The organism is Spirochaetota bacterium (assembly GCA_026414805.1).
Classification (GTDB): Bacteria; Spirochaetota; UBA4802; order UBA4802; family UB4802; genus UBA4802.
In genome coordinates, this window is the sequence record JAOAIH010000044.1 from 1 (window position 1) to 13,389 (window position 13,389).

Annotated in this window: 13 protein-coding genes and 3 tRNA genes; 10 read left to right on the top strand and 6 right to left on the bottom strand. The window is 38.0% G+C overall.

The window, feature by feature from the left end:
• Positions 1-483 precede the first annotated feature (483 nt).
• Both N3F66_09775 and N3F66_09780 read left to right on the top strand, forming a co-directional pair.
• A complete protein-coding gene (locus N3F66_09775) occupies positions 484-735 on the top strand; it encodes a hypothetical protein (protein MCX8124440.1) in 252 nt (83 codons plus the stop codon).
• Positions 736-788: 53 nt separating this feature from the next.
• Entirely contained in the window at positions 789-2,057 is a 1,269-nt protein-coding gene (locus tag N3F66_09780; protein ID MCX8124441.1) for an MFS transporter, read from the top strand.
• Positions 2,058-2,578: 521 nt separating this feature from the next.
• Here the strand turns inward: N3F66_09780 and N3F66_09785 are convergent.
• On the bottom strand, positions 2,579-3,199 hold the full coding sequence (locus N3F66_09785; GenBank protein MCX8124442.1) for a hypothetical protein: 621 nt from the start codon (positions 3,197-3,199) through the stop codon (positions 2,579-2,581).
• A 409-nt stretch (positions 3,200-3,608) separates the two neighbouring features.
• Here N3F66_09785 and N3F66_09790 point away from each other — a divergent pair, with 409 nt between their 5' ends.
• The 5 genes from N3F66_09790 to N3F66_09810 all read left to right on the top strand — a co-directional run bounded on the left by N3F66_09790 (position 3,609) and on the right by N3F66_09810 (position 5,480).
• Entirely contained in the window at positions 3,609-4,703 is a 1,095-nt protein-coding gene (locus N3F66_09790) for an OmpA family protein (protein ID MCX8124443.1), read from the top strand.
• A 55-nt stretch (positions 4,704-4,758) separates the two neighbouring features.
• Positions 4,759-4,841 (top strand) — tRNA-Ser (locus N3F66_09795).
• A gap of 8 nt (positions 4,842-4,849) precedes the next feature.
• A tRNA-Ser gene (locus N3F66_09800) sits at positions 4,850-4,936 on the top strand.
• A 1-nt stretch (position 4,937) separates the two neighbouring features.
• On the top strand, positions 4,938-5,384 hold the full coding sequence (locus tag N3F66_09805; GenBank protein ID MCX8124444.1) for a hypothetical protein: 447 nt from the start codon (positions 4,938-4,940) through the stop codon (positions 5,382-5,384).
• A 22-nt stretch (positions 5,385-5,406) separates the two neighbouring features.
• Positions 5,407-5,480, top strand: a tRNA-Arg gene (locus N3F66_09810).
• A 163-nt stretch (positions 5,481-5,643) separates the two neighbouring features.
• Here the strand turns inward: N3F66_09810 and N3F66_09815 are convergent.
• The 5 genes from N3F66_09815 to N3F66_09835 all read right to left on the bottom strand — a co-directional run bounded on the left by N3F66_09815 (position 5,644) and on the right by N3F66_09835 (position 11,126).
• Positions 5,644-6,426 carry a hypothetical protein gene (locus tag N3F66_09815; GenBank protein MCX8124445.1) on the bottom strand — a complete coding sequence of 261 codons (783 nt, stop codon included), beginning with the start codon at positions 6,424-6,426 and terminating at the stop codon, positions 5,644-5,646.
• Between the two features lie 140 nt (positions 6,427-6,566).
• Positions 6,567-7,634, bottom strand: a complete 1,068-nt coding sequence (locus N3F66_09820; GenBank protein MCX8124446.1) for a 3-isopropylmalate dehydrogenase — start codon at positions 7,632-7,634, stop codon at positions 6,567-6,569.
• Between the two features lie 334 nt (positions 7,635-7,968).
• Entirely contained in the window at positions 7,969-8,670 is a 702-nt protein-coding gene (locus tag N3F66_09825; protein MCX8124447.1) for a CPBP family intramembrane metalloprotease, read from the bottom strand.
• Between the two features lie 151 nt (positions 8,671-8,821).
• Positions 8,822-9,790 (bottom strand): radical SAM protein, encoded by a 969-nt coding sequence (locus tag N3F66_09830; protein ID MCX8124448.1) that lies wholly within the window; start codon positions 9,788-9,790, stop codon positions 8,822-8,824.
• A 1-nt stretch (position 9,791) separates the two neighbouring features.
• Positions 9,792-11,126: an MFS transporter gene (locus N3F66_09835; protein MCX8124449.1), complete on the bottom strand. Its 1,335-nt coding sequence runs from the start codon at positions 11,124-11,126 to the stop codon at positions 9,792-9,794.
• A gap of 353 nt (positions 11,127-11,479) precedes the next feature.
• Here N3F66_09835 and N3F66_09840 point away from each other — a divergent pair, with 353 nt between their 5' ends.
• The 3 genes from N3F66_09840 to N3F66_09850 all read left to right on the top strand — a co-directional run bounded on the left by N3F66_09840 (position 11,480) and on the right by N3F66_09850 (position 13,366).
• Positions 11,480-12,091, top strand: coding sequence for a TetR/AcrR family transcriptional regulator (locus N3F66_09840; GenBank protein ID MCX8124450.1), 612 nt, complete (start codon positions 11,480-11,482; stop codon positions 12,089-12,091).
• 100 nt (positions 12,092-12,191) lie between these two features.
• The gene (locus tag N3F66_09845) at positions 12,192-12,551 is read left to right on the top strand and encodes a hypothetical protein (GenBank protein ID MCX8124451.1); all 360 of its coding nucleotides are present in this window, start codon (positions 12,192-12,194) and stop codon (positions 12,549-12,551) included.
• A gap of 8 nt (positions 12,552-12,559) precedes the next feature.
• Entirely contained in the window at positions 12,560-13,366 is an 807-nt protein-coding gene (locus N3F66_09850) for a hypothetical protein (GenBank protein MCX8124452.1), read from the top strand.
• The last annotated feature ends 23 nt before the right edge of the window (positions 13,367-13,389 follow it).

Consider the following 13,389-nt stretch of genomic DNA (forward strand, 5'->3'; position numbering starts at 1 on the left):
GTTTACGTTCAGCGTCTTTGGGGTGGAAAGCGCCCAAGAAGCTGACCAGTGGGCAAAGGCATGTGCCCAGCAAATTGAGAAGGTCACCCCCAATCAGATCCAGTGAATACGTTTGCGATCATGCACATTCATCACATTGATTGTGAAGGTGCAATCGTGTAACACACGTATGCAAAATATTTTTGTTGCATATGGAGTTTACCCAATAAATATCCAGATAATCACAATTGCAGTATCCCACCTGCCGTATTGTGGCATTAGAAGCAGTTGATGTAAAAAATACAATGACAGCATCCTTTTACCATAAATACCTCATAGTGGCAATAAATAACTTATTTTCCATAATACGTACTTTTACATTGATTTTTTACCTTAGTGTTTTATGATGTAGTGCCATTAAAATATTTATAAGAGGAAAAACCCAATGTATACAACATTTAAATATTTAACAAATCTAGAAGTGAGAGTGGATCAAAAGGAAGAATGATTATCCACGGAACTTTTAGTGATAACGGTATATTTATTGAAGAATTTCAGCCTTCTTTATGGTCAAAATACTTTACTGATGAATATGAGGAACAAAATCTTAACGAAGGTGATGATTGGTACTCAGAAAAGAGTAAAAGAATTCCATTGCCAATCCCTGTATGGGTATTACACAACAAATCTAATATTCAATGGGGTTGGTTTGTTGATATCGATAAAAACATATTCAGGGGGAAAAAAGTGCGTTGATAATAGTAGCTCCAGGATATAAATTAACACTTCGATAGGATTTGGAGACAACAATGAAAACACGAATTAACATTTCTTTATTTTTTCTTGGATTGGGAGGACAGATAGCATGGGCTATCGAAAATCAGTTCTTCAACACATTCATGTATGACCGCATAATCCCTGACCCACGCTATGTTTCCATTATGGTGGCACTTTCCGCAATCACTGCTACTGTGACTGCAATTGTCATGGGAGCGTTTTCCGACTCACTTGGCAAGCGCAAACCATTTCTGCTCTATGGATATATGGCCTGGAGCGTTTCTATCTGGATTATCCCTATGGCGGAGTGGATAAGACCTGTACTTCTTGCTGCATGGGTGGTCATATTTCTAGATTCGCTTATGACATTTTTTGGCTCCACATCGTACGATGCTGTGTACAATGCCTACCTGACTGATGTCACCAACGACAGCAATCGTGGAAAAGCTCAGGGGTTACTATCGCTTGCAACATGGCTTGCACTTTTGCTTGTGTATGGTACGTCAGGTTCCATTGTTGCAAAATGGGGCTACTTTGTGTTTTTTGGCATTGCGGGTGCACTGGTGCTTTTATCAGGCATTGCTGGTGGAATTGCTGCAATTGAACCACAAAGGGCGATAGCTCCCGTTAAAGAGTCTTTGCTTACACGAATCAAAGAAAGCCTCAACACACAGTCCTTGAGGCACAATAAAAATCTTTTATATGTTCTGCTTGCCATTGGATTCTGGGGAATGGCTTTCAATGTCTTTTTTCCGTATTTACTTATCTATCTCAAACACTTTTTAAAGATAGATATTGCAACCTCTTCAGTGTTGATTGCAGTATCAATTCTGGTTGGAGGAATACTGGCATCAATCCCTGCAGGAATTTTTGCCGATAAAATTGGACGCAAACCCATTGCGGTGTTTGCAGTTATCCTTATTTCTTTATCATTAATTGCATTTTCTTATGCACGGGCACCGATAACTATCGGGATTTTAGCAACCATGTGGATAATTGCACAAACAATATGGATGACAGCCACAGGCGCCTGGAGCAAAGATTTATTTCCTGAAGAGCGCAGAGGTGAGTTTGCAGGATATTTTACATTATTTTATGTTGCATTTACAATGATACCAGGCCCACTTATTGGTGCAGTAGTAGCCGACAGGTGGGGCATCAGAGAGATTATCGATGGCAAACCGGGCATCATCCCAACGCCAGAAATTTTTCAGGTTTCAGCCATTTTGATTTTAATTACAATTGTCCCATTGCTATTTGCAAAGGAATTACGTAATGCTACAACTGCACACGAGAAATGATGACACCATATCATCAATCTCATAAATAACAATAACTTCTTTAAATGAGAAGGATTTAACTTTACCATCTTGATGAATTTATTCTACTTGGTCATTTTGACAAGCGCATTCCCACTTCATCATTTTGAGGAGCGCATTCGCCATTCTGTCATTTCGAGGAGCAAAGCAACGAGAAATCTTCCCCACTGGCAAATAAGATTTCTCATCCCGATACATCGGGATGAGAAATGACAACGTGTGCAATCGAGTTTTCGAGATGACAATGTGTTCAATCGGACATTCGAAATGGCAACGCGTGCAATGAGGTATTTGAAACAACAATGAAAGTGAAAGGCATCTGAAATCACAATGTGTGCTCATTTTGCTTGCTAACCACTTTTTTTAAACAGCCACGCTAAGTTACAATCGTACAGGCACATCTTAAAACTGCTTTCTTCTTTACAACACACAATAAAGATAGCAGTTTTCTACGTATGTGCCTGCAGGTGCACATCGTTAACAATGGATTCTTAGAAATCCCCCTATTTTATATTCTTTATATAGCCTTCTATATCCTCAATATCATCGCTTGTCAGATTACAGTTAGTTTTATAATCTGCATTGGTTTCCTTTGCAACTCTGCCAACAATTTTCCAGAATGTTCCAAAGTTATCAATATTTGCCCGTGCCACAAACATAGGGCCGCGGAATCCTTTCATAATCCCGGGCATCTGCATATATCCCCAAATACCTGAAGCAAATTTATACCACTGTACTGTAGTAGGTGCAAATGCCCACTCAGCCTTTTCATACACTTCAGTGAGCGCTCCGCCATAGGTGCATACAGCTTTACCATTTTTATTTTCGATAGTTAACTGCACCTTTGGCATACCATCACAATCACGGCGTGACATTACCAGCACCTGCTTGTTGCGAACTTCCCCGGTATACTTGTTTTCAGTGAGTATCCATCCATTGCCACCTGTTTCTTTTGTACCTAATTTTTGTGGCAATTCACTCTTATTCCATGCTTCACATACCAACTTTGTGAATTCTGGGCTCAAAAAGACTATCGTATTTTGAGCTGGTGAAATTGAAATGTTAAAAACAATCAATAAAGTTACAAACACTACCAGAATCAAAGATAGAGTTCCTATCCTCATACAACCCTCCGTTTAAATAACAATTTATTACTTTAATATTACTATTAAATTAATTGTCAAGTATTTTATTATATTATAATTTTGTATATTTACTAATTACTTTACTTCTTGAAACTCTCAAAATTTCAACTTCCTTCTTAAAAACTCTATTCTATTGTGAATTAACCTACTAATCCATACTTTAAAATAACAAATCCATAGTTTTTAAACTATTTGTTGTACTTGATACAGTGTATTCCTAAAAGCATGAACAAAATATCATTTAGAAGTATACTGTTAACTTTATAAAAAAGCAGTAATGAGCATGTTAAAAACTTTTTTATTTATTGACTTTTACATTACCACCATCTATCCGTATGATTACTACACAAAAAATGAATTTTACTAAAAAATTGGAGAGAGCCTCATTATGAAAAAAATAATAATTATCAGTATCATTGCTTTAGTTGTTATAATTACAGGATTCATTTCATATCTTTTGATAACAGATTACATTCTTATCCGCTATCCAGTGCTTGTGCAAACCAATCCTAAAATTACATTTATCATAGGCGATGCTTATTACCGTGAAGACGCTCATGCACAATGGAAGGTTGCAGTTGTTGGACAAACTCTCTATAGAGGTTATGAAATTAAAACTGAGCAGGATTCACGAATGGACATAAGGTTTCACGACAACACAGCCATTCAGCTAGCACCAAATTCACACATGTCTATTGATTCGTTGACGGTAAAGAAACTGGGTATACAAATACAGGCTGGTTCAATGTACGGAAAATTTGAAAAACTATTCAAAGAACACGATCTACACGTAAAGACACCCACTGCTTTTGCTGCCATACGCGGTACTGATTTAGGCTTTGAAGTCATTCAAGCACAGGAAGAAGAAACTGCTGTGGCAGGCAAAAAGAAACAATATCTAACAAAAAATAAGGCAAAAGCACAACAATTACCGAATGCCCAACCTACAATGCACACGGTTGTTTATTCCCTTTCGGGAATTACAGAAGTATATAATCCATTATTTGATGATCAGAAAGTACTGCTATCATATAGAAATAAAGTTGTTATCGATAAAGACAAAATGCCGTACAACCCTGAAGAATTAACCGAAGATGAAATTCGCTCATTACAGGAAAAACTTAATTCATTGCATTTTGATGAAGTACTCCTTATAACTGACAAGATTACATTTGAACTGGGGAGTGCTGAAATACTGCCATCATCATATCCTGAACTTGACAAAATCGTTGCCATACTGAAACAGAAGAAAGTTAAAGTAAGAATTGAAGGCCATACAGACGATATTGGCGAAGCAGCGTTTAACCAACTGCTATCTGAAAAGAGAGCTGAATCCATTAAGAAGTATCTTGTTTCAAAAGGGCTTGATGCCGAACGCTTTGAAACAGTAGGGTATGGCGAATCAAAACCAATTGCCGACAACAAAACTGAAAAAGGACGAGCACAGAACAGGCGTGTAGAGTTCCTCATCATAGAAAAATAATCAGCTGTAAAAATTTTTATTTGACAACAACCGCCCCATAAATAGTGTTGCTATCGGAAGGTTGTCCGAGTGGTCTATGGAGGCGGTCTTGAAAACCGTTGGGTGAAAGCCCCGGGGGTTCGAATCCCTCACCTTCCGCATGAAACGGAGAGATGCCCGAGAGGCCGAAGGGGACGGTTTGCTAAACCGTTGTACTGGAAACGGTACCGAGGGTTCGAATCCCTCTCTCTCCGAATGGAAAAATTAATTTTTTACCAGGAACAAATCAAAAAATTAAGCCAGATCCTGTACGCAACAACCATCAAATACTATACTCAAGCTAGAACGTTTTGTGTTGAGCATAAACGTGAAATATTACTCTCCGTTGCGTACATACCATTTATTGGATGGCTGTATCCTTTATACACGTTTGAACATGACGCAGAAGTTCAAAGGCATGCAAAGCGTGGACTGTTGTATGCAATGATTGCCATTGCTATCGCCCTGGCTATTTTTTTTATAATTTTTATAACACCACGGCCCTGGCGAGCTGTACGTTTTATATTAACAATTCTGTTGTACGTTAATTATCTTGTATATTATGCGATAGTTACTGTGCATATTTACTCCATCTGGAAGAAAAAAGACTTTTCTATTCCAACAGTTGAAAATTATCTTGAAAAGTTGGAGCAATATATCTAAATTTTACATATACACTGTACTTGCGTCCATAGCTCAGTTGGATAGAGCGTCGGACTACGCATTCGAAGGCCAGAGGTTCGAATCCTCTTGGGCGCACACATAAAAGGGCTGCATAGAAGCAGCCCTTGTTTTATATTATCATGTTATATCTTTAAACAAAATAGCAAGAATATTTACTTCATTATTCCAAGCTGCTTGCCACAGCACTAAAGAGGGTGTTTATCAACTGTAGCGCAATGGTAGCCTGAAGGAATATCTCCTACAGCTTAATGCTCACACCAAAGATATATGAATTATACCCTTTTGTATCGTTGGTCTCACCTGCCATGTTAATGAGCCCGCTTAAGGCTACCCCTGAGGTAGTTTCAACAATATCAAAACCATAGGAGATTATCGTCGTTGGAGGGATATCATATGAGCTTTGCATTCCTACATATGCAGGGCTTGTACTTATATCGGTGCTTCCCTGCATGGATTTCATCATAAGAAATGGCGAAAAGATAAATGTGTCAGCAAATCCAATGTGCATCTGCATCCCTAACACAGGACCGTACATTCCAGTAGTAAGGGTTACTGTCATAGTTCCACTGCTGTATGGATCAGGCATGGTAAACGATGTAGAAGTCAACATCAAATCGTAGCCACCAAAAAATATAAACTTGAATGATTCTCCATTAACAATAGGCAACTCAAATGCTGGCGTAAGGTCTAAACCAGTAAAATTCAAAGACTCTTTACCATACCCTGTATCAAGTTCACCATTCATCACAAATATACCAATCATACATTCAATTGCGCCCCAATCGCCACCATATCGTGGTATCCATCCCAAAAACATACCAACCATTGAGAATTGGTCAGCACTGATATATGCTCCGGTAAAATCCATAGTGTTTGAAAATGATGATTCTTGAGGATATTCTGGATATCCTAAAGGCGGTGGTGAAATAGAAAAGTTTGTTTGCGTATTGCTACTTGATTGAGCAAATACACCTGTTACAACAAAAAGAAAGCAAAGACAAAGCGTTATTTTGGTTTTCATAGTAATTTCTCCACTGTGGTTTTGATGTAAATGCTAATGATAAAAAATTTGCCAAAAGTCAATTGTTTTTTTTTTATAAAAACAAAAGCGATGATTAACAATCACCGCTTTGTATGCATTTTTTATTCACCAATTGAAAATCACTTCACAGCATACTCAGCAACCTTATCCCCAACCTGTGTAGTGGTAAGCCCCATTTTCCCTGCAGCAAGAGATTTCATATCCCTCTGTAATACCTCTATAACTCCTTTTTCTATGCGGCTTGCTGCTTTTTCTTCACCTAAATGTGCCATCATCATCTGTGCAGCACATATAGCTGCAAGTGGGTTGATAACGTTTTTGCCGGTATATTTTGGTGCCGAACCGCCTATAGGCTCAAACATTGAAACACCTTCAGGATTAATATTTCCACCAGCAGCAATACCCATGCCACCCTGCGTTATGGCACCAAGGTCAGTAATAATATCACCAAACATGTTACCAGTCACAATGACATCAAACCATTCAGGATTTTTTACCATCCACATACATGTTGCATCCACGTGATAATACTCGCGTTTTATATCAGGATATTCCCGTTCTCCAATTTCATGAAATGCACGCTCCCATAAATCATATACGTATGTCAACACATTGGTTTTGCCCACAAGTGCCAGCGTTTTCTTTTTGTTGCGCTTTCGGGTAAACTCAAACGCATAACGCAAGCACCGCTCAACCTGAAATCGATTATATATCATAATCTGCATTGCTTCTTCATGAGGTGTGCCCTTCATGGTAACACCACCTATGCCAGTATATACATCCCCGGTGTTTTCGCGTATTACCACGTAATCAATATCCTGCGGCCCCTTGTCTTTCAGTGGTGTTTCAACATTTGGGTATAGCTTAACCGGACGTAAATTAATATATTGGTCAAGTGCAAAGCGCAAAGCCAGCAAAATTCCTTTTTCTAGAATACCTGGTTTAACATCTGGATGGCCAATGGCTCCTAAAAAAATTGCGTCATATTTCTTTAGTTCATCAACAGCACCAGGTGGTAACGTTTCGCCTGTTTTTAAATATCGCTCACCACCAAAATCATAGTTGGTAAAATTAAGTGAAATGTTTTCTACATCAGCAACTGCTTTCAGCACCTTTACGCCTTCAGCAACTACCTCAGGGCCGGTACCATCACCAGGTATCACTGCAATATTGTACGATTTCTTCATAGTGCATTCTCCAGATAAAATAATTAATTATTATTCTATGTGTTTCTGATAATATACATCAGCATAGTGAATTATAATAAAATAATTGTACCACATAAAAACACGATCAGTTCTATTACACATAATTTCTTACCATATCATGCAAAAATTATATTCCCATCACCTTAACAGTAAGCACTCTCACATATTTACCAATAGGTATTTTCAGGAACAGATAATGACAAACTTTTATATTTTTTATACTATATGGCAAGCTTTTTTTACTGCATTGTACAATGGTTTGATATAAGCATCAACACCAAAGTATGTGCACCTGCGTGTAAATACATCGTTCTTATGCTGATAACAGGTTGACAATACTATGAGCTATCGCCCCAAATAATCCATATATGGAAACAACATCATATAAAAAGTGTGCAATCATTATTGGCAACAACGAATTTGTTTTAATGAATAGATATGCCCACAGTGCACCCCATAAACCTGCTTCAAGCCATGTTCCTGGTCCCATTGACCAGTGAATGGCAATAAAAAGAAGTGTTGATGTGCATACCAGCACCCAGGTATTTGATGTGATTGTTTTAAGTTGATGAATTACAATGCCTCTATAAATTATTTCCTCATAAATGCCAGCAGTAATTGAAAGATATATCACATACAAAAATATATACACTGGTTTCCAATCTGGTAAAGGAAAATACCAAAAAGATTCAATTTCTAATCCATACATTTTCTTTGCAAATATAAATGATATGGTTATTAAAGTATACAGAATAAACACCACTACAAACAGCACTATACCCCACAGCCACTGCCGCAACTGTTTTACGTTTATACCCAGGCTTTTAAAAGAAAACCAGCCCGCACAATACGCAACATATAACAGTGTGCTCTGCCATCCAATGTACACTATCACATCAAGCACAAGATTGAGTGTTGTTGCATCCTTTGGTACAAGTGGCAGGTAAAGGTCATTGAGCAGCAGAGGAGATGCAAGGACAATGAGCCGTATAAAAATTTTTGTTATTTGATTCATTTTTAATCCCTCTACAATTGTAGGATACATGCTTTGTACGGGCTTATAAAGCTAGCTTTACGATAGCTTCCCAAAGCAATGCCATTTGATTATTTTCATACCTGTTTGCAAAACATCGCTGACATTTACTAACCTGTCATGGGTAGCGATATCATAGATTTACATAAAACTCAGCTGGCTGCAATTCGTGTGATATCATCTTTTTGTGTGTAACAAGAAATGTGCGAATATGCAAGCACAAATCGCATTTGTTACAATAGCTGTTGTGGGCAACAAAACCTTCTTGCTTTGCAATGGCAAATAACCCTGCTACCCCTTTATCATATAGCGCTGTTATGAGTGGATATGTAGTGCTGTCAATTTCTTTCCCAACATCCAGGGCACTGATAGATAGCCCACTGCACAGTCCTGGAATATAATTACCATACAGATCAAAATGAAAATGGCTTGTATTGGTTAGCTCACGGCATGGTGGGCTTGCAAGTATTTTCTCAAGAGGCTGTGTGCGATAGTAACCTTTGAAAAGCTTCACCGCCCTGCCCCCAAAGTGAATCCAGTACCTTGCAGGAATTTGCGCAATGTAGCCTTTGCCAAAATACGACTCGTACTCCTCTAGCGTGTGAGTGCTCAAGCTATCGAACACTGACAAATCATTATAGAAATCCATTACCCACGGAAACACATGTATCCCAACGTCATGGCAAGCTGCAATGAGCCCCTTTGTTTTTGCAAATGGCACATATTCATTGTGAAAGGGACTTATTGAGATGAGGAGAGTATGTACACCACGTTTGCGCAATTGCTCAAGCACATGCTGTTTATTGTGGCTATACCACGACGCATTGGTTTCAATGTACTCAATATCTATTCCATAGCTTTTAATAATGTCCACAGCGCTATACAACGCATCGATATGTAAAAATGGCTCACCACCACCAATGTGAATACTGCTACAACCATATTGAAGTAACACCGTACATATACTCTGTAATGTGTCATGCTGCATGTAGCTTTTATCACGGTGAGGAGAGCAAGCATATAAACAATGCCTGCACTGTGAAGAGCATGTGTAGTTAGTAATAATGCCTCCCGATGAAAGATACGCAATTTTCAAACTCATTTTATCCGCGTGGCCTGACCTTCCATGTGAATGCTAGCAGCACAATTGATGCTACAGTACATCCAACTATTGTGTATAGAACTATGTCCCAGCTTTTAGCAACATCATACACTGCTCTAAAATGCTCCAGCATAAATCCAAAACCCTTTGCCTGAGCAGTGCGGCCTAAATACCCAAACATGCCAATAAAACCGGCTGCAGTGCCCACTGCTTTTTTGTTGGTTAAATCCAACCCCATTACACCAAGCATCATAACAGGTGGATACACAAAAAAACCAATAATCGAAAACATTGCATAGTAAAACCACATACTGGTATGTGGGTACACCACAATAGCATAAAATGCAAGTACTACGGGAATCATGCACAGCATACTCACCATACCACGCCGCCCCTGCAGTTTGTCCGAAATCCAGCCAAAAAGTATCGTTGATGGGATACCTGCAAATTCAAGAACCATTACACCAAAGCCTCCCGCACTAATATCTGCTCCCTTAACTTCACGCAAAAAGGAGGGCCCCCAATCAAGCATACTGTAGCGGGCAATATAGACAAAAAAGTTTGCAAGTGCAACTACCCAAAGAAGTTTGTTTTTGAGAATATATTCTACAAACAATTCTCTGGTAGATAATTCTGTTTCATAATGGTGTGGTGATTGAGGCGGATAGTCGTTACGGTATTCTTCAATAGATGGCAATCCAACTGATTGCGGTGTATCACGAAGTCGCCACATAAGATATACGGCACACACAATAGCGATAGCTCCTGGAATAAAGAAAGCATTGGCAACACCAAAATTATGCGCAGCATACGCTGCTAAAACCCCCGCTATGCCACCACCAACATTATGGGCTATATTCCATATAGAGAAAATGGTGCCGCGTTCACTAACACTGAACCAGTGGCCAATTGCCCTTCCACACGGTGGCCATCCTGCTCCCTGTATAAATCCGTTGAGAGCCCATAACCAGAAATGTATAGCATAATTATGGCTTGCACCAAATGCAAAGTTACAAAAAGCTGTGAGCAACAAACCAAACGGCATAAAGGTGCGAACATTGCTTCGGTCGGACACTGAACCAAGTAAAAATTTTCCCAGACCGTAAGCAAAAGCACTCACTGCTAAAATACTTCCAATCTGTGAATGGTCATATCCAAATACAACCTGCATGTCTTTTGCAACGGTAGCAAGGTTGTTACGGACAATGTAAAATGTTGCATACCCAATGAATGTTGCTTCCAGTATACTCCAGCGGAATTTAGGATATAATTTTTTAATTTTTTCCTGAGACAATAACGGCTTTGGCGAAGGTGGTGCAAATATGGTAAACTTCATAACAATATCCTTGTAGGTATAAAATTTCTGATAAAGATGTAATACTATAATTTAAAATCTATAATTGTAAACAATATTTCTTCACATATAGTAGTATAATTATCCAAGGAATCATCTATAACCTAAAAGCTAAAAAAAATCACTATGTATTCCTATTAACTATGTGTCAATTAACCAAATTGTATGCCAAGTATTAAAAGGATTATTGAGTAAACTCTGTAAAAAAAAGACTATTTCATGTTAACCATAAATATTCATCAGGAATAATGGCAGTCAATTAATAAATTATCATTGAAATTTACATGCTCATATTTTTTTTATACTATACTCTTTTACTGTAAACAGGAGTAAAAATGAAAATAACCAAAAAACGCAAAGATGGTTTAAAACGCCAGCATGAGATAATGCTTGTGGCACTTGAACTTTTTTCAAGAAAAGGGTACCATGATACAAAACTTGAAGATGTTATAAAAAAAGCTGGCATAGCAAAAGGAACCTTTTACCTTCATTTTAGCGGTAAAGATGACCTTTTGCATATGATAGTTGATACTCACCTTGAAGAATTGTACAGAGTGTTACAAATGCTTGATATATCAATGGACAAACCTTTGAATGAAATAAGCTCATTATATATAACTATCGCACAAAAACTTATTAATGATAAAAGGTTTAGAATGTTTGCCCGCATTATGTTGAAAGAAGCCATTGGACTTGATACAATACTATTACGCAAACTCAATGATTTTTATAATAAAATAATTATGATGTCAGCAGAATATATTAAAAAAGCCCAGGAAAAAGGAAGGGTTATTTCTACGCTTGACCCTCTTTTTACATCAATGTGTATTGTTGGGTCAATAAAAGAATTGGTTTTCCAGTGGGCTATAAATAATGAATCCATGGATATTGAAAAAGCAATTATCACTGCAGCTACAGTGTATTTTAATGGCATGTTGAACCATTGATATTTATTACTTGACTAAAATGCGATATTTATAATTGTATAAAAAAAGTGTAAATTGTGTTATAGATTCAACATCTTAAAGAGGAAAATGTAAAGAGGATATGAAACTATCTGAAATCAAGGAATTGCTAAATGCCGATGTGATAGTTGGCGAAGAAATGCTGGGAAGTATTGAAGTTGAAACAGCATTTGCATCAGATCTGTTAAGTGATGTGCTAGCATATGCTAAAGAAAGGGCACTGTTTATTACAGGCCTTACCAATCCTCAGGTAATACGTACCGTTGAGGTCCTTGACCTTATAGGCGTGATCTTTGTACGGGGCAAGGTGCCTCAAATGGATACAGTAGAACTAGCAAAGCGTAAAAATATACCTTTACTCAGAACAAAATGCATAATGTTTGAAACCTGCGGTAGATTATATGGAGCAGGCATTAAAGCATCAATTGAAAAAGTTGACTAAACTATTGTATGCAGTATACTCAATGTGCTCATCATATATTTTCCTACACCTTACGTGGTGGTGATTTTGACAATGCAGGGAGGATTTCCACTTCATTAAAGCGGGAATTGCGCACAAGGGATTATCCCCCTCACATTATTCAGCGTGTTGCTATCGTTTTATATGAAGCAGAAATAAATGTGGTTTCATATACTAAGGTTGGATATTTTTTTGCCTATTGCAGGCCAAACTCAATTCACCTGGTAATAAAGGATAAAGGCAAAGGGATAGAAAACATCAAACTAGCTGTACAGGAAGGCTTTTCAACAGCAACAGATGAAATACGCAGGCTTGGATTTGGCGCAGGTATGGGTTTATCAAATATCAAGCGAAATGCCAATGTCATGCGAATCTGCTCCAAACCAGGTGTGGGCACAAAAATAACTATAGACATAACATCAAGCTATCACTATGGAGATTTGATTATGGACATCACTGTAAACGAAATTCAACAAAAAACAAATTTTGAATTGCTCACCTCTAAAGCCGATTGTTCAAAGCTCATTACCGGTGGCTATGTTGGTGACATGCTGTCTGATGTTAACGCTAATGGAAAAAAAGGCAATATCTGGATTACCATTTTAACTCATCCCAATGCAGTGGCAGTTGCATCGCTTAAGGATTTCAGTGCAATCGTTGTTGCTGGTGGTATAAGGCCCCGTGATGAATTTATCAAACGCGCAGATGAAGAGGACATACCTGTGCTGTATACTGATTTATCAGCTTATGAGGTGGTGGTATTGCTATCTTCATTAGGTGTAACAGCCAATCATTAATATTATAATAATTTTATTTGTAG

Coding starts and splice junctions, on each gene's coding strand:
- N3F66_09805 (MCX8124444.1), top strand. CDS start 4,938: ATGGAAAAATTAATTTTTTACCAGGAACAAATCAAAAAATTAAGCCAG.
- N3F66_09840 (MCX8124450.1), top strand. CDS start 11,480: ATGAAAATAACCAAAAAACGCAAAGATGGTTTAAAACGCCAGCATGAG.
- N3F66_09825 (MCX8124447.1), bottom strand. CDS start 8,670: ATGAATCAAATAACAAAAATTTTTATACGGCTCATTGTCCTTGCATCT.
- N3F66_09785 (MCX8124442.1), bottom strand. CDS start 3,199: ATGAGGATAGGAACTCTATCTTTGATTCTGGTAGTGTTTGTAACTTTA.
- N3F66_09830 (MCX8124448.1), bottom strand. CDS start 9,790: ATGAGTTTGAAAATTGCGTATCTTTCATCGGGAGGCATTATTACTAAC.
- N3F66_09845 (MCX8124451.1), top strand. CDS start 12,192: ATGAAACTATCTGAAATCAAGGAATTGCTAAATGCCGATGTGATAGTT.
- N3F66_09775 (MCX8124440.1), top strand. CDS start 484: ATGATTATCCACGGAACTTTTAGTGATAACGGTATATTTATTGAAGAA.
- N3F66_09790 (MCX8124443.1), top strand. CDS start 3,609: ATGAAAAAAATAATAATTATCAGTATCATTGCTTTAGTTGTTATAATT.
- N3F66_09780 (MCX8124441.1), top strand. CDS start 789: ATGAAAACACGAATTAACATTTCTTTATTTTTTCTTGGATTGGGAGGA.
- N3F66_09815 (MCX8124445.1), bottom strand. CDS start 6,426: ATGAAAACCAAAATAACGCTTTGTCTTTGCTTTCTTTTTGTTGTAACA.
- N3F66_09820 (MCX8124446.1), bottom strand. CDS start 7,634: ATGAAGAAATCGTACAATATTGCAGTGATACCTGGTGATGGTACCGGC.
- N3F66_09850 (MCX8124452.1), top strand. CDS start 12,560: ATGCAGTATACTCAATGTGCTCATCATATATTTTCCTACACCTTACGT.
- N3F66_09835 (MCX8124449.1), bottom strand. CDS start 11,126: ATGAAGTTTACCATATTTGCACCACCTTCGCCAAAGCCGTTATTGTCT.